16 protein-coding genes are annotated in these 16715 nt (G+C 64.5%); 5 read left to right on the top strand and 11 right to left on the bottom strand.

Annotated elements, in window-relative coordinates; genetic code table 11:
• Positions 1–34 precede the first annotated feature (34 nt).
• Positions 35–772, top strand: coding sequence for an HNH endonuclease family protein (locus AC51GR_RS05355; protein ID WP_496323572.1), 738 nt, complete (start codon positions 35–37; stop codon positions 770–772).
• Between the two features lie 63 nt (positions 773–835).
• Here the strand turns inward: AC51GR_RS05355 and AC51GR_RS05350 are convergent, their stop codons facing one another.
• Positions 836–1801, bottom strand: coding sequence for a class I SAM-dependent methyltransferase (locus tag AC51GR_RS05350; RefSeq protein ID WP_496323571.1), 966 nt, complete (start codon positions 1799–1801; stop codon positions 836–838).
• Between the two features lie 47 nt (positions 1802–1848).
• Positions 1849–2637, bottom strand: coding sequence for an enoyl-CoA hydratase/isomerase family protein (locus AC51GR_RS05345; RefSeq protein WP_496323570.1), 789 nt, complete (start codon positions 2635–2637; stop codon positions 1849–1851).
• 46 nt (positions 2638–2683) lie between these two features.
• On the opposite strand from AC51GR_RS05345, the gene ligD reads away from it, so the two are divergent.
• Positions 2684–3655 (top strand): non-homologous end-joining DNA ligase, encoded by a 972-nt coding sequence (gene ligD, locus AC51GR_RS05340; RefSeq protein WP_496323569.1) that lies wholly within the window; start codon positions 2684–2686, stop codon positions 3653–3655.
• Between the two features lie 80 nt (positions 3656–3735).
• On the opposite strand, the gene AC51GR_RS05335 is transcribed toward ligD, so the two are convergent.
• The 4 genes from AC51GR_RS05335 to AC51GR_RS05320 form a co-directional block, all read right to left on the bottom strand.
• Positions 3736–4548, bottom strand: a complete 813-nt coding sequence (locus AC51GR_RS05335) for an NUDIX hydrolase (RefSeq protein WP_496323568.1) — start codon at positions 4546–4548, stop codon at positions 3736–3738.
• Positions 4545–5375, bottom strand: coding sequence for an ABC transporter ATP-binding protein (locus AC51GR_RS05330; RefSeq protein ID WP_496323567.1), 831 nt, complete (start codon positions 5373–5375; stop codon positions 4545–4547). Before AC51GR_RS05330 ends, AC51GR_RS05335 begins: the two co-directional genes overlap by 4 nt.
• A gap of 70 nt (positions 5376–5445) precedes the next feature.
• Positions 5446–5910: a cupin domain-containing protein gene (locus tag AC51GR_RS05325; protein ID WP_496323566.1), complete on the bottom strand. Its 465-nt coding sequence runs from the start codon at positions 5908–5910 to the stop codon at positions 5446–5448.
• An 80-nt stretch (positions 5911–5990) separates the two neighbouring features.
• Positions 5991–6698, bottom strand: coding sequence for an SDR family NAD(P)-dependent oxidoreductase (locus AC51GR_RS05320; RefSeq protein ID WP_496323565.1), 708 nt, complete (start codon positions 6696–6698; stop codon positions 5991–5993).
• Between the two features lie 102 nt (positions 6699–6800).
• Here AC51GR_RS05320 and AC51GR_RS05315 point away from each other — a divergent pair, with 102 nt between their 5' ends.
• A complete protein-coding gene (locus AC51GR_RS05315; protein ID WP_496323564.1) occupies positions 6801–7679 on the top strand; it encodes a helix-turn-helix domain-containing protein in 879 nt (292 codons plus the stop codon).
• On the opposite strand, the gene AC51GR_RS05310 is transcribed toward AC51GR_RS05315, so the two are convergent.
• From AC51GR_RS05310 to ctaD (AC51GR_RS05295), 4 genes are all read right to left on the bottom strand, one after another.
• Positions 7676–8470, bottom strand: coding sequence for an aminoacyl-tRNA hydrolase (locus AC51GR_RS05310; RefSeq protein ID WP_496323563.1), 795 nt, complete (start codon positions 8468–8470; stop codon positions 7676–7678). The two genes, AC51GR_RS05315 and AC51GR_RS05310, sit on opposite strands and share 4 nt — an antisense overlap.
• A gap of 2 nt (positions 8471–8472) precedes the next feature.
• A complete protein-coding gene (gene serB, locus AC51GR_RS05305; RefSeq protein WP_496323562.1) occupies positions 8473–9732 on the bottom strand; it encodes a phosphoserine phosphatase SerB in 1260 nt (419 codons plus the stop codon).
• Between the two features lies 1 nt (position 9733).
• A complete protein-coding gene (gene ctaD / locus AC51GR_RS05300) occupies positions 9734–11503 on the bottom strand; it encodes an aa3-type cytochrome oxidase subunit I (RefSeq protein ID WP_496323561.1) in 1770 nt (589 codons plus the stop codon).
• Between the two features lie 178 nt (positions 11504–11681).
• A complete protein-coding gene (gene ctaD, locus AC51GR_RS05295; protein ID WP_496323560.1) occupies positions 11682–13463 on the bottom strand; it encodes an aa3-type cytochrome oxidase subunit I in 1782 nt (593 codons plus the stop codon).
• Positions 13464–13725: 262 nt separating this feature from the next.
• Here ctaD (AC51GR_RS05295) and AC51GR_RS05290 point away from each other — a divergent pair, with 262 nt between their 5' ends.
• On the top strand, positions 13726–14703 hold the full coding sequence (locus tag AC51GR_RS05290) for a TroA family protein (protein WP_496323559.1): 978 nt from the start codon (positions 13726–13728) through the stop codon (positions 14701–14703).
• A gap of 118 nt (positions 14704–14821) precedes the next feature.
• Positions 14822–15313 (top strand): beta-class carbonic anhydrase, encoded by a 492-nt coding sequence (locus AC51GR_RS05285; protein ID WP_496323558.1) that lies wholly within the window; start codon positions 14822–14824, stop codon positions 15311–15313.
• A gap of 14 nt (positions 15314–15327) precedes the next feature.
• Here AC51GR_RS05285 and AC51GR_RS05280 read toward each other — a convergent pair whose 3' ends face one another.
• Positions 15328–16701, bottom strand: a complete 1374-nt coding sequence (locus tag AC51GR_RS05280; RefSeq protein ID WP_496323557.1) for a DUF2252 domain-containing protein — start codon at positions 16699–16701, stop codon at positions 15328–15330.
• Between the last annotated feature and the right edge of the window lie 14 nt (positions 16702–16715).

The following is a 16715-nucleotide window of genomic DNA, read 5'->3' as shown; positions in this document are numbered from 1 at the left end:
GTATAACTGTAACGATGTCGTATTCGAGGAAATTGTGAGTAGTAGATCTCGGGGCGCGGGAATCCTGGCAGTTGTGGTCGCGGCTGTGATCGGAGGAGTCGCCTGTTCGGAAATATCCGGTGACACCCTCGTATCAGCCCCACCCTCAGCCAATCCGCAGCTGACCACCCCCACAGAAGCCGTCGCGCAGGTATCGAGCGACTTCGACGCCGCCCGTGTCCGTTTGGAGACGTTGGCGGTCAAGGGTCGGGCACCGAAGACCGGTTACGCCCGTGACGAGTTCGGGCAATCGTGGACCGACGACGTGAATGTGGATTTCGGCCACAACGGATGTGACACCCGCAACGACGTGCTTCGTCGTGACCTCACCGAGGTCACCGCCAGACCGGGCACCCGAGATTGTGTGATCCTGACCGGAGTGCTCGCCGATCCGTACACAGGCAAGACCATCAACTTCGTCCGCGGCGAAAAGACCTCGACCGCAGTGCAAATCGACCACGTCGTGGCGATGTCGGATGCCTGGCAAAAGGGTGCCGCACAGTGGGACGAGCCCAAGCGAACAGACTTCGCCAACGACCCGATCAACCTGCAGGCCACCGACGGACCGACCAATTCCCGCAAGGGGGCCGGCGACGCCGCCACCTGGCTGCCACCGAACAAGGCGTACCGGTGCACATATGTTTCGCGCCAGATCGACGTGAAGGCCAAATACGGCGTCTGGGTCACCGCCGCCGAAAAGGAAGCGATGACCCAGATCTTGGCCACCTGCTGAGCCCGAAGTCGGTGGGTTCTGGTGAGCGAACAGCGCTTTGACCAGAACCCACCACTTCGGCCCCTACTCGGGCTTGGTGCCGGTGATGATCACGTTGTAGAAGAACTTCGGCGGAACCACTTTCCGCAGGACATTTTCGTCCAGCCAGGTGAGGTTCTTCCAACCGCCGAAAGCAAACCGTGCCCAACCCCAACCGAGCTTTCCGGGTGGGACCGCTGCCTCGAACGTACGCACCGGCCATCCGAGCATTGCTGCTGCGAACTCTTCGGTGGCGGTCTTGACGTTCACCGCACCGGCGGATCGTGACATCTCCTCGAGATCACTCGGATCGAAGGTGTGGATGTCGACAACCGCCTCGAGCGCTGCGGCCCGCGACGATTCGTCGAGCTCGGCCTGCGGTCGGCGCCAGCTCTGCAGCGGACCGAACTTGGTGACGGTGGTGGTCGCGGCCCAGGTGGCGCGGGACAGCCAGCGCGCGTAGAAGTCACCGATGGTCGACGGTTCACCGGCGAAGATGAACCGGCCGCCCGGCTTGAGCACCCGGATGACCTCGCGCAAAGACTTCTCGACGTCCGGAATATGGTGCAGCACAGCGTGCCCGACCACCAGATCAAACGTGTTGTCCTCGTACGGGATCGTCTCGGCGTCGGCGACCCGCCCGTCGACGTCCAGGCCCAGGTTCTCGGCGTTGCGCAGCGCCACCTTGACCATGCCCGGCGACAGGTCGGTGACAGAACCCTTCTTGGCAATGCCACCCTGCATCAGGTTCAGCAGGAAGAATCCGGTGCCACAGCCCAATTCGAGTGCGCGCTCGTACGGCAGCGGCTCGTCGCCCGCCACCGCGTCGAAACGGCCGCGGGCGTAGTCGATGCAGCGCTCGTCGTAGCTGATCGACCATTTGTCGTCATACGACTCGGCTTCCCAGTCGTGGTAGAGCACCTGGGCGAGCTTGCTGTCGTGCAGTGCCGCCTGCACCTCGTCCGCGGTTGCGTGCGGGTTGGGTGCGGGATCGTTGGGAGACGAAGTCATACGCTCTACAACTACTTTCGCATCGATGTGCTTGTTTACCGAAGTGTTTATTTGCCGACGAACTTGGCTTTGCCCGGCCCGTTCTCGATGAACGAGGCCATCCCGATCTTGCGGTCCTCGGTGGCGAACAGCGCTGCGAAGACGTGCTCTTCGATCTTCAGGCCGGTGGTCAGGTCGGTGTCCAGGCCCTCGTCGATGGCGGCCTTGGCCGCCGCGATCGCAACACTGGCGGCACCGCTGAACTGCGAGGCCCATTTGAGGGCGGCGTTGTAGACCTCGTCGGGTGCGACGACCTCGTCGACCAGACCGATCTCGAGGGCCTCGGCGGCACCGACGAAACGTCCGGTGAAGACGAGGTCCTTGGCCTTGGCCGGTCCGATCAGACGGGCCAGGCGTTGTGTGCCACCGCCTCCGGGGATCAGGCCGAGCAGGACCTCGGGTACGCCGAGCTTCGCGTTGTCGCCGGCGATCCGGCGGTCCGCGCCGAGCACCACTTCGAGTCCGCCGCCGAGCGCGTAGCCGGTGATGGCCGCGACCGTGGGCTTCGGGATGGTCGAGATCGAACCGATGTCGCTCTGTAGCCGGCCGGCCACCTTGCGCATCTCGGCGTAGTCCATGTCGTTCATCTCTTTGATGTCGGCACCGGCCGCGAGGACCTTGGGTCCGCCGTAGACAACCACGGATTTGATGTCGTCGCGCAGGGTCGCCTCGCGGGCGGCCTGCGCCAATTCGGTCTGGACCTGACGGCTCAGCGCGTTCATCGGCGGGCGATTCAGGAGGATGGTTCCGACCCCGGGAAATTCCTCAGAGGTCTGCAACGATACGAACTCAGGCATGCCTGGCAGGCTACCGGGTCGACCGCCGATACCCTACTGTCGGGTAATGGCAACAAGCTCGCACGGCGAGCCGGTCGAGGTCCAGGTCGGCCAACGCCTCGTCCGCGTCTCGAGTCCCCAGCGCGTGTACTTTCCGGCCCGCGGTGAAACCAAGCTCGATCTTGTCCACTATTACCTTTCCGTGGGCGACGGCATCGTCCGCGCGTTGCGGGATCGTCCCTGCATGCTGCACCGGTATCCCAAGGGTGTGGCCGGCCAGAAGGTCCACCAGAAACGAATCCCCTCCGGTGCCCCCGACTGGCTCGAAACCGTCAACATCTACTTCCCCCGCTTCGGCCGGACCGCAGACGAGGTCTGTGTGACCGAACTGGGCAGCGTGATCTGGGCCGTGCAGATGTCGACCGTCGAGTTCCACCCATGGAACTCCCGCCGCTTCGACACCGAGAAGCCCGACGAGTGGCGGATCGACCTCGATCCGATGCCGGACTGTTCGTTCGACCGGGTCCGCCGCAGCGCACACGTCGCCCACGAGGTCCTCGACGACCTCGGGATGCGCGGTTTCCCCAAGACGTCCGGCGGCTCGGGCCTGCACATCTACGTCCGCATCGAACCCGAGTGGGGTTTCGCCGATGTCCGGCGGGCAGCGCACGCGTTCGCCCGTGAGGTCGAGCGCCGCGCACCCGACGAGGTCACCACCACGTGGTGGCGCAAAGACCGCGACCCGACAACCGTTTTCGTCGATTACAACCAGAACACCCGCGATCACACCATCGCCGGCGCGTACTCGGTGCGCGGCAATCCCGAGGCCACCGTCTCGACACCGATCGCCTGGGACGAGATCGACGACGTCGACCCCCGGGAGTTCACGATTGCCACCGTCCCGGCCCGGTTCGCCGAACTCGGCGACCTGCATGCCGAAATCGACGACAAGGCCTACCGCTTGGACACCCTGCTGGAATGGGCCGACCGCGACGAACGCGAGGGCGCCGAACCCACACCGGACCCGGACACCGACTGACCGACAACAGGCGCATTTTCGGCCCACTCGACGGCGATAAGGGCACGGTCAACGGCGTTATCGGCACGGTCGACGGGGGGTCACTTCAGGAACGTGCGCTCGACTCCGTAGACGTCTTCTTCGTCGAACACGATCCGGACGTGTTCGCCGGTGGAAACGAGGGTGGGCTCGATGGCCTCGATGCGGCGCTCACGGGTCAGTGCCTCATCGACGCTGCCACATTCGGTCAGGTCGCGTAGCTGCGCCCAGGTCGGGGGCAGCAACAAGGTGTTGCCCGCTTCCCAGTCCGCCAGGGCGGCCTGCGGTGTGCTCCAGCCGCTCTCGGACGCCTCGGTGGTCTCACCGTCGGCGTGCTGTCCCTGTGGGAGCACCCCGAGGAAGAACCGGGTGTCGTAGCGCCGCCGCTCCCCCAGCGGGGTGATCCAGTGCGCCATCGGACGCAGCAGATCAGCCCGCAACAGCAACTGGTGGTCGCGGAGGAACTGGGCAAACGACAAAGACTTGTCGACCAGCGCCGCCCGCTCCGCGCTCAGCGCCGAGGTGTCGGGAAATGTCCCGTCGGCGTCGGCGGCCAGCAACACACCGCACTCTTCGAACAGCTCACGAACCACTGCGCACACCAAGGATTGCGCGGTGGCGGCATCGGTGTGGAACTGCTCGGCCCACCAGTCCTCGTCCGGACCGACCCAGGCGAGGTCGGCTTCGGCGTCACGGGGATCAACCCCGCCGCCGGGAAACACGGTCACACCGCCGGCGAAGTCCATGGCCTTCACCCGGCGCATCAAGAACACGTCGATCGGTGTCTGCGGTTGCGGGTTCTCGCGGATCAGCACCACCGTTGCGGCACCGCGGATCGGGACCGACTCGGGATTCTCCGCCATCGTGAAACTCATTCGGCGCGCCTTCGATGTCCACCCGCGCGGCGCGATCGCCTGGCGAAGTACCGGCCTCCCGACTTGGACAGAACGATCGACTGGCTGAACGCCTCCGACAGATTCGCCGAGGTCACCACGTCTTCCATCAATCCCTGGGCCACCACCACGCCCTCCTTCAACAGCATCGCGTGGGTGAACCCGTTGGGGATCTCTTCGACGTGGTGTGTCACCAGAACGGTCGCGGGGGCATCGGGGTCGGCGGCGAGCACCTCCAGGCGGGCCACGAGTTCTTCACGACCACCGAGGTCGAGTCCGGCCGCCGGTTCGTCCAGCAGGAGCAGCTCGGGGTTGATCATCAGCGCCCGCGCGACCAGCACCCGCTTGCGTTCGCCTTCGGACAGCGTGCCGAACTTCCGGTTCGCCAGGTGCTCGGCACCCATCGACTCGAGCATCTCCAGCGCCTGATCACGATCGACCTGGTCGTAGACCTCTTTCCAGCGACCCAGCACCGCGTAACCGGCCGAGACGACCAGATCACTGACCACCTCGTCGGCGGGGATGCGATCGGCGAGCATGGCCGACGTGACGCCGATCCGCGCGGTCAGCTCCCGCACCTCGGTGCGTCCGACCGGCTCACCGAGCAGGAACGCACTTCCGCTGCTCGGGTGGGTTTCGGCAGAGGCCATCCGCATCAGCGAGGTCTTGCCCGCGCCGTTGGGTCCGAGGATCACCCACCGTTCGTCGAGCTCCACCTTCCAGGTGATGGGCCCGACGAGGTTGTTTCCCTCACGTCGCAGCACCACATCTTCAAAGTCGATCAGCAGGTCTGGATCCGTTTCGCGCACCCCCCTATCGTGCCGCACGGCACCGGATCACCGGGCGCCCAGGTTGGAGTGTCGGGAAATGAAACGAAAATCAGTTCTGCCCGGAATCGGATTCGACCATTGAAAAATCAGCAAAGTCGAAGCCGGGCACCACAATACAACTCACCAACGACGCCTCGTCGCCGTGCGGTGAAGCGCGCTGCCATTCACCGGGTATCACCACGTACTGGGGATGTTGGCCGGCCAACACGTCCGATCCGACGTACACGGTGTGCTCCTTCGTCGGCGCCGCGCCCAGACCTCCCAGGCCCAACGCCACCGGCGCACCGCGGTGATGCAACCAGATCTCGGCGCCGCGTACGGTATGCCACGCCGATTGTTGTCCGGGCATGAGCAGGAACAGGATGGCAGTGGCGCCGGGCCGCCCTGCAGGATATCCCTGCGGTAGCACCGATTTCGGGATGGCCAGATCACTGATCCAGGTCTGACGGTAGAAACCGCCTTCCGGGTGAGGTGCCAGGTCGAGGGACGCCGCCCAGTCCGGGAGTTCGGTCATGGCCCGAGACTAATCAACCGCGGCGCATGCCGCAGCCTGCGATATCGAGAAGCCGGCCAGAAGAGCGCAGGGCCCAGCGCTCACCACGGGATCGGTCCGGATGTTCCGGCAAAAGTGGCAGTCCGGGCGGCCGGTCCGGCTGTTGCAGCGGCCACGATCGCCGCCGCACCTTCTTCGACGCTCTGCGCACCCTGGTGGCCGTTCAGATCGGTGGCGGTGAAACCCGGATCGACCGCGGTGACGGTGAGCTGCGGATAAGCCTGCGCATACAGGATGGTCAGCATGTTCAAGGCCGCTTTCGACGAGTTGTACGCCAGCAGCGGCGCCCAGGCTTCGAGGATGTGCGTGTACGCCGCAGGATCGGAGTTGATGGTCAGCGAGCCCAGACTGCTGCTGACATTGACCACGGCCGGCGCCTCCGAGGCCTGCAACAGCGGCAGGAACGCGCGGGTGGTGCGGACAGCACCGAAGACGTTGGTGTCGAACACTTCTCGAAGGTCTGCCGCGGTCATGTCCCCGGTCGCTGCGTTCGGGCCGGCGATACCGGCGTTGTTGATCAGCACATCGATGTGCCCGACCTCGGCCCGCACAGCGTCCGCCGCAGCGGACACCGACGAGTCGTCGGTGATATCGATCAGCAACGGCCGGGCACCGAGTGTCTTCGCGGCGATCGAACCCCGCTGCCGATCCCGCGCCCCGAGAAATACGGTGTGGCCCAGATCGATCAGGCCGCGGGCAGTTTCGAAGCCAAGGCCCTTGTTCGCCCCGGTGATCACAAAAATTGTCATGACCCCAGCCTGCCGGGCAGATCCCGAGACAGACAGAGCCCTCATCAGCGGGGGGTGCGCCAGTACCAGGCTGATTTCGTCGCATTACGGAAGACTGGTGCAGTGAACGACACCGCGACACTCGGCAACGCCTTGCGCCACTGGCGTGACCGCACCAACCCCGCTGACGTCGGCCTGCCGTCCGGCGGTGTCCGGCGAGCGCCCGGATCGCGACGCGAGGAACTCGCATTGCTGGCCGGTCTGTCGGTGGACTACATCGTGCGACTGGAGCGCGGCCGCGCCACCACTCCCTCGGTCCAGGTACTTGCCGCGATCGCCCGCGCCCTACGCCTGAGCAACCTTGAACGCGACCACCTGTACACCCTTGCCGGTCAGAGCACTCCGACTGCTGGGCAGATCTCGGCGCACATTCCGCCCAGTGTGGGGCGCCTGCTCGATCAACTGCGGCATACTCCACTCAGCGTCCACGACGCCGCGTGGAACCTCATCTCATGGAATCCCATGTGGGCTGCACTGACCGGCGATCCGTCGTCCTGGCGGGGTGTCGAACGCAACGTCGCCTGGCGACATTTTGCCAACCTCCCCAGCCGGGTCGCCCATACGCCACCTCAGCAGGACCGTTTCGAAACAGCCCTGGTGTCCGACCTGCGCTCGTCGACGGGTCGATACCCCCACGATCGGGCGCTGGCGCTACTGATCTCCCAGATCCGCAGCGCCAGCATCAGATTCGACGAGCTGTGGACGTCTCATGTCGTCGGTGTCCACCTCTCGGACGTCAAGACCATCCAACACCCCGACCTGGGTCCGATCACCCTCGACTGCGACACCCTGACCGTCCCCGGCAGTGACCTGCGCATCGCCGTCTGCTCGGCGGCACCGAGCACAACCGCGTTCGAACAGCTCGAACTGCTCGCGGCCCTTGGCAACCAGACGATGACGCCGGCCCGGGACATCAGCCCCGGGGACATGGGCCCGCGCTAAATCCTGCCGGTCTCCGCGATCACGGTCACCGAACCCGGTGCGATCTCGGTGAACCCGGCATCGCGCACCGCGACCGCCATTCCGTTCGCATCCGCGGACAGCAGCCGTTCCCACCCCGATGTCGACGACATCCGAACCCGCACCGGACACCCGTCAGAAAACCATTGCGCCGCTTGCCCGAGATCCATCAGTTTCACCGCCAGCATCGACGCGTGACCGACCTGCGCCGCCAGTTTCCCCAGCGACATCTCCAGCGTCGGATTCACCCACAGCGTCGGACGGATGGCAGCAGTGTCGACGTCGACCTCGGATGCCGGGGTGTCATCGTTGCGATCGTCGACCTCGGTCCCGCCGATCTGCAGTCGTGCGATCCGGCGATCGGTCTGCCCCACCGGGCCCGGCACGATCGCCCTGGCCTGCGCCGACCCGCACGTGGCGGTGACTCCTGGGACATCCTGAGCCGCTTCCCAATGCGCGCCGCGGGCACGACGGGCGATTTTCCGGATCCTGGCATCGCACCAGTTGTCCATCGCCGTCGCCCACGGCCCACCCGCCCCGCTGCGCTCATCGAGACACAGCAGCGCCACCGCGGATGCGGCCGCGGTGAGCAGGTCGATCCGGTCGACCGGCTCCGACTTCGGGATGTGCAACACCATCTGCATCGCCAGCACCTGCGCGGGGTCGCCCGGATCGCTGTGTCCGCCGACGTATCCGACCAGGCGTTGGTAGCGCTGCTCAAAGGTGTCCGGACGCGGGGCGGCGTCCGGATCCTCTGCCGCTTCGGGTTCCATCGTCAATTCAGTGGAACGCGTCGCAGGACACCGTCGACGGCGTCGGCCGCCTCGATCTCGTCACGCGTGACACCGAGGATGAAGAGCACCGCATCGAGGAACGGATGCGACAGCGCCGCGTCGGCAACTTCCTTCAGTGCCGGCTTGGCGTTGAACGCGATCCCCAATCCGGCGACCGTCAGCATGTCGATGTCGTTGGCCCCGTCGCCGACGGCGATGGTCTGCTCCATCGGCACACCCACGCTGTCGGCGAAGGCCCGCAACGCCGTGGCCTTCCCGGCCCGGTCGACGATCTCGCCCCTCACCTTGCCGGTCAATTTGCCATCGGCGATGTCGAGGGTGTTCGCCTTCACGAAGTCGAGTTCGAGTTCGTGCGCCAGCGGCTCGATGACCTGACGGAATCCACCCGAGACCACGCCACAGTGATAGCCCATCCGGTGCAGTGTGCGAATGGTGGTGCGGGCGCCCGGCGTCAGTTCGAGTTCGTTCGCGACCTCATCGAGGACGGACACGTCCAGCCCCTCGAGCGCCGCGACCCGCTGGTGCAACGACTCGGCGAAGTCGAGTTCACCGCGCATGGCGGCCTCGGTCACCGCGGCGACCTCGGCTTCACGCCCGGCCCGGGCGGCGAGCATCTCGATGACCTCGCCCTGGATCAGCGTCGAGTCGACATCGAAGACGATCAGCCGCTTTGCACGCCTGGCCAGGCCACCGCGTTCGACGGCCACGTCGATGCCGTACTGGCTGGCGACACCGGCCAGACCCTTGCGGAGCGCGGCGTCTGCGGCGACGCTGTCACGGTCGACGCTGATCAGGAGTTCGAGCCCGGTGACCGGGTAGTCGGCGATTCCGCGGATCGAGTCGATGTTGCCGCCCTGGCGGGCCAACTCGCCGGCCAGTGCACTGAAACCCTTTGCACTGACCGGACTTCCGAGAACGACCACGGCGTGGGTGGAGAGCCGGCGGGTTGCGTTGTCGGCGCCGACCTCGACGGTGACGTCGATCCCCACCGAATCCATCGCCTGCTCGATGACCTCTTGGAGTTCTTCGCTGTCGCCGAAGCATTTCACCAGGACACCGAGCGTCAGGCGCGCCCGGATCACAACCTGTTCGACGTCGAGAATGCTCACCTGCCGGGCCGACAAGGCCCCGAACAGCACCGAGCTGACGCCCGGTTTGTCGTGTCCGGTGACAGTGATGAGGACAGTGGTTCCTTCGGAACCCGCGGGCACGGTGGCACCGGGGTTGATGTTGCTGGTCACGTCAGTTCTGATCGGATTCTGTGGAGGATTCGTGGCTGCCGACCTCGAGCGGTCCGTGCTTCGCTGCTTCGGCTTTCTCACTGATGTGACCCACATGGGCTTCGTCGCGCATGCGTTCAACCATATGCGGGTAGTGCAACTCGAATGCAGGCCGCTCCGACCTGATGCGTGGGAGCTCGGTGAAGTTGTGTCGCGGCGGCGGACATGTCGTGGCCCATTCGAGCGAGTTGCCGAATCCCCACGGGTCGTCGACCGTGACCACCTCGCCGTAGCGGTAGCTGCGGAACACGTTCCACAAGAACGGCAACGCCGATACACCGAGGATGAAGGCGCCGATGGTCGAGACCACGTTGAGCTCGGTGAACCCGTCCGAACTCAGATAGTCGGCGTAGCGACGTGGCATGCCCTCACCGCCCAGCCAGTGCTGCACCAGGAACGTCATGTGGAAGCCGATGAACGTCAGCCAGAAATGGATCTTGCCCAGGCGCTCGTCGAGCAGGCGCCCGGTCATCTTCGGGAACCAGAAGTAGATACCGGCATACGTCGCGAACACGATGGTGCCGAACAACACATAGTGGAAATGCGCCACCACGAAGTAGCTGTCCGTGAGGTGGAAGTCGAGCGGCGGGCTCGCCAGGATCACACCGGTCAGTCCACCGAACAGAAATGTGATGACGAAGCCGACCGCGAACAGCATCGGCGTCTCAAAGGTCAGGTGACCTTTCCACATCGTGCCGATCCAGTTGAAGAACTTCACACCCGTGGGAACCGCGATCACAAATGTCATGAACGAGAAGAACGGCAACATCACCGCGCCGGTGGCGTACATGTGGTGCGCCCACACCGCCACCGAGAGCGCCGCGATCGCGAGGGTCGCATATATCAGTGTCGAGTACCCGAAGATCGGCTTGCGGCTGAAGACCGGGAAGATCTCCGAGACGATGCCGAAGAACGGCAGCGCGATGATGTACACCTCGGGATGCCCGAAGAACCAGAACAGGTGCTGCCACAAGATCACCCCGCCATTGGCCGGGTCGTACAGATTCGCATCGAATTGTCGGTCGACGAACAGACCCATCAGCGCCGCGGTCAGCAGCGGGAACGCCATCAGGATCAGGACGCTGGTCACCAATATGTTCCAGGTGAAGATCGGCATCCGGAACATCGTCATGCCCGGAGCACGCAGGCAGGCCACGGTGGTCACCATGTTGACCGCGCCGAGGATGGTGCCCAGCCCCGAAACACCCAGCCCCAGGATCCACATGTCTCCGCCCGGCCCGGGCGAGTGAATCGAATCGGTCAGCGGGGTGTACGCGGTCCAGCCGAAGTCAGCTGCACCACCGGGGGTGATGAAGCCCGCCAGTGCGACGGTCGATCCGAACACGAACAGCCAGAAGCTGAACGCGTTGAGCCGCGGGAACGCGACGTCAGGCGCGCCGATCTGCAACGGCAGCACCACGTTGGCGAAGCCGATCACGATCGGGGTCGCGTACATCAGCAACATGACGGTGCCATGCATCGTGAAGAGCTGGTTGTACTGCTCGGTCGAGAGGAACTGCAGACCGGGCACCGTCAGCTCGGCGCGCATCAGCAGCGCCATCAGACCGCCAATGAGGAAGAACGCGAAACAGGCGACCAGATACATGATGCCGAGCAGTTTGTGGTCCGTGGTCGTCAGCATCTTGTAGATGAACGAACCTTTGAGCCCCGTGCGCTGGGGGTAGGGCCGTACCGGCGCAATCAGAGTCTTGGGCTTGTCTACCGCGGTCACGGGATCCCCCTACCTGCAAAGGTCGGTCACGACGTCACCAAAAACCATCCATCAGTGACCACGATTGAAGAGCTCGGCATGATCTGGATCTGATCGTAAACCCAAACGACGACAGAAGCCGGTCATCTCCTACTTGTCGTAGGAGATGACCGGCTTTTCTCGTTGCTGAAAACCTGGGTCAGCTGGGATCCGCGTCGGTGGAAGATTCGTGGCTTCCGACCGTCAGTGGATCACGTCGCGCCTTCTCTGCGTGGTCGCTGGCCTTCCCGTGTCCGGGTCCGACATGTGCCTCGTCGCGCATGCGATCGATCATGTGCGGGTAATGCAGCTCGAACGCAGGCCGCTCCGAACGAATCCGGGGAAGCTCGGTGAAGTTGTGGCGCGGTGGCGGGCAACTGGTGGCCCATTCGAGCGAGTTACCGAATCCCCACGGGTCGTCGACCGTGACGACCTCGCCGTAGCGGTAGCTACGGAAGACGTTCCACAGGAACGGCAGGGTCGAGGCACCGAGGATGAACGCACCCACCGTCGAGATCACGTTGAGTGTGGTGAACCCGTCCGTACTCAGATAGTCGGCGTAGCGGCGCGGCATGCCCTCGTTGCCCAGCCAGTGCTGGACCAGGAAGGTCATGTGGAAGCCGATCATGGTCAGCCAGAAGTGGATCTTGCCCAGTCGCTCGTCCAGCATGCGTCCGGTCATCTTCGGGAACCAGAAGTAGATGCCGGCGTAGGTGGCGAACACGATCGTTCCGAAGAGCACGTAGTGGAAGTGTGCGACCACGAAGTAGCTGTCCGAGAGGTGGAAGTCGAGCGGCGGGCTGGCGAGCAACACACCGGTCAGACCACCGAACAAGAACGTGATGATGAAGCCGACCGAGAACAGCATCGGTGATTCAAAGGTCATATGACCCTTCCACATCGTGCCGATCCAGTTGAAGAACTTCACACCGGTTGGCACTGCGATGAGGAATGTCATGAACGAGAAGAACGGCAACAGCACAGCGCCGGTGGCGTACATGTGGTGAGCCCACACGGCGACAGACAGTGCAGCGATCGAGAGCGTGGCGTAGACCAGGCCGCTGTAACCGAAGATCGGCTTACGGCTGAAGACCGGGAAGATCTCCGAGACGATGCCGAAGAACGGCAGCGCGATGATGTACACCTCGGGATGCCCGAAGAACCAGAACAGATGCTGCCAGAGGATCACACCACCGTTGGCAGGGTCGTACAGGTTCGCACCGAACTGACGGTCGACTTCCAGACCCATCAGGGCTGCGGTCAGCAGCGGGAACGCCAGCAGGATCAGGACGCTGGTCACCAGGATGTTCCAGGTGAAGATCGGCATGCGGAACATGGTCATACCGGGTGCGCGGAGGCAGACCACGGTGGTGATCATGTTGACCGCGCCGAGGATGGTGCCCAGGCCGGACACACCGAGTCCGAGGATCCACAGGTCGGCGCCGGCGCCGGGCGAATGCACCGCGTCGGTCAGCGGCGTGTAGGCCGTCCAACCGAAGTCGGCTGCACCACCGGGAGTGACGAAGCCCATCAGGGCGACCGTCGATCCGAACAGGAACAGCCAGAAGCTGAACGCATTCAATCGCGGGAACGCAACGTCCGGAGCACCGATCTGCAGCGGAAGAACAACATTGGCAAAGCCGATGACGATCGGGGTCGCATACATCAGAAGCATCACGGTGCCGTGCATCGTGAACAACTGGTTGAACTGCTCTGTCGACAAGAACTGCAAGCCCGGAGCGGAAAGCTCACTTCGCATCAGCAGGGCCATCAGGCCACCGATGAGGAAGAAGGCAAAACAGACAACCAAATACATGATGCCGAGCATCTTGTGATCAGTCGTCGTCAGCATCTTGTAGATGAACGACCCCTTTGGCCCCGTGCGCTCGGGGTAAGGCCTCACCGGAACCACCTGCTTGGTGGGCTGGTCTACCGCGGTCACTGATCCTCCTACCTGCGTGGCCACTCCGGTCCGCCGCGGCGAGAAAACTTCCGCTCACGACATGAGGGCACGGCGATGAATGTGCGCTGTGAAGATCGTAAACCCTCCCTTGCGAAGGGTCCGCGCGGGCCTCCTACGAAGTGTCGTATTCGAATTCGGCGCACCCGATCCGAGGCACCGAGGGGGAACCGGTGTCAGCCGGGACAGTGCTAGTTTGGTCGGGAATTCGACCCCCCCTCCAGACAACATCGAAAGAGTGGCAGTGAGCGATGTGATCCGCCCTCGGCGCGGCATGGCGGTGTTGGCATTGGCAGCGTTGGTCGGCCTCGGCGTGACCGGCTGTATCGACTCGACGGTGCCCGGCGGCGAAGGGTCGGTCGAGCGGACCACCTCGCGCGTGGCGGCGGTCAATCTGGTCAACCCCGACCGGGACGCCAACACGACGTGTCAGCCGACTGCCCCGCTCGACCCCGGCGCACCCGACCCGCTGCGGATCCTCGTTGCCGATCCGAGTCTGCTCGACGCGCTGTGCGCGCTCGGCCTCCAGGACCGTGTGGTCGCGACGACAACCGTTGGCGGCACGCTGCCGACTTACCTGGGCGATGCGGTGCATTCACTGCCCACCATCGGCGACACCGAAGACCCCGATACCACCAAGGCCGCCGACGCCGACGCCGATCTTGTGCTGACCCTTGGGAACTCCCCTCTGACCGTCGCACTCGGTGATGTCCCCGACGTGAGCATCGATCCGGCCGCGGACTGGAAACAGCGGTTCGTCGCAGTCGCGGCCGCGGTCGGACGGACCGAGGCCGGGGACGAGCGACTCCAGGGATATCTCGACACCGCCGCCGCCATCGGGAAACGCAACGGCGCTCGATTCACCCAGGTGTCCCTGGTGCAGTTCACCGCGGATTCCACGATCGTCATGGGCACCGACACGTTCGCCGCGCGGGTGCTGGCCGACGTCGGTGCACAGCGTCCGCCGGGCCAGCGGGAACCCGGGCCAACGGTCCTCGACGACAAGAACTTCGAGATCGCCGACGGCGACATCGTCTACATCGGCTTCGACGGTCCCGACGGACAGGACCGCGGTACGTCGGTCCTCGAGACCGATCGCTGGCTCGACATGGGTGCGCCCGCCTGGGGTCGCACGCGGATCGTCGAAGATCAGGTCTGGTTCGGCACCGGCGGACTCTGCGCCGCGAACATCGTCCTGCTCAACCTCCGCGACTCCCTCTGAGCCTCCCCCCACCGGCCCGTCGGCGAACGTGGTTTCCACAGGTCAGCGCCATGAAGGCAGTTGCGATCACGGTGACCGCAACCTTGTGCGCCACCGGCCCGGCGACCAGCATGAGTGCATGACCGTCACCGACGAATACCTGGAGAACAACCGCGCGTACGCGCAGACCTTCACCGGCCCACTACCGCTGCCACCGAGTCGCCATGTCGCGGTGCTCGCGTGCATGGATGCCAGGCTCGACGTCTACCGCATCCTCGGACTCGGGGCCGGCGAAGCCCACGTCATCCGCAACGCCGGCGGCGTGGTGACCGATGACGAGATCCGCTCCCTGTCCATCAGCCAGCGCCTACTCGGGACCACCGAGATCATCCTCATCCACCACACCGACTGCGGCATGCTGACTTTCACCGACGACGAGTTCAAACGGGGCATCCAGGACGAGATCGGTGTCAAGCCACCGTGGTCGGCCGAGTCCTTCCCCGACCTGGACGAGGACGTCCAACAGTCACTCGCCCGGATCGAGAACTCGCCGTTCATCACCAAGACAACCTCGTTGCGCGGCTTCGTCTTCGATGTCGCCACCGGCAAACTCGACGAGGTCACCCGCTGACGCCGACCCCACGTTCAGGGGATGTCCGGCCAACCCTTCTCCGACGCAATGTCGCCGTTCTCGACCGCCCGGGCCAACTGGGCATGGTCGGCGGCATTCTGGTCGGCGTAGGCGCCGGCGAAGACGACCAGCGCGTCCTCTGCCTTGTTGCTGCCACCAAGGTAATTCGCTATCGCCGACGCGTCCCCGCTGCGGGCGTGTGCCCGCGCCAGAGCATGTCCGCAGGCAGCGGCGAATCGCGGTAGGACCGGGGCAACACCTTCGCCTTTCGGGATGACCTTGCCGTCCCGGTATTGCCGGACGTAGAAATCCAGATCCAGGTTCAGCTCGGGATAGCGGAACGACGTCCATCCCACAAACATGTCGGTGGCGCTCTGAATCAGACGCTGCCCCTGTACAACTCGGGCACCGTGATTCTCGTACCTGCTCTTGCCGAGGAACTGCTCGTATACCGACGGTCCGGCTTGTTTGATCTGGAGGAACAACGGATCCCCGGTGCGCTGCTCTTCGAGCAGTGTCAAGAACACCCGCATACCGACGCTGCCGACGCCGACCACCTGCCGCGCGGCGTCGACCGCGTCATATCGGGCGAGGAGGCTTTCGAGGTGGTCCGGGACCGACTTGTGATATTCGGCGAGCACGCTCCGCAGAATCTCCTCGGCGGCGTCGCCGAGGCGGTGGGTGCGGTACGGGGGATCTTCGGTGATCCGGCGCCGACCTTCCACCGTCATGAGGAGCTTTTTCGATGCACCCCGACTGGTGCGCTTGCGCGCCCGGCTCTCGATCAGTTGATCGAGCGCCTCCTCGTTCTCCTTTTTCGCATACCGGTGTAACTGCTGGACCTCGATCCGGTCGTACCAGACGTCGATCTGCGGCATCGCGGCATAGCGTTTGATGTTCTTCTGATAGCTCCGATAAGCTCGTCGAACTGCTTGTTGGGCAACCGATTCCGTCACCCCGTTGTCGCGGGCCAACACGATCACACTGGCCAGGTAACGCTTGAGATCCCATTCGAACGGCCCCGGCAGGGTCTCGTCGAAGTCGCGGAGGTCGAAGACCAGATGCCGCTCGGGCGAGATCCACATCCCGTAGTTGAGAATATGGGCGTCCCCGCACATCTGGACCATGATCCCGGTGTGCGGTGCGGAAGCCAGATCAGCGGCCATCACCGCCGCCGCGCCGCGGTAGTAGGTCCATGGCGAGTGACTCATCCGTCCGTGCCGGATCGGCAGCAGATCCGGGGCGCGAATGTCGCTCTGCGCCAAAATGGTTGCCAGTGCATCGTGCCCGCGTTTGGCAGGGTCCCACTGCCCCAGTTCGCGCCGGGAAACACGCGCCCGGGAGTCGCGGCCGACGCGTGGGTCCACGGAAACCGGAGCAATCGTCATCTCAGCACCTCGCT

This window comes from Williamsia sp. z71, assembly GCF_059553375.1.
The sequence above is the reverse complement of the archived record's forward strand: the minus strand, read 5'-3'. Positions and strand labels throughout refer to the sequence as shown.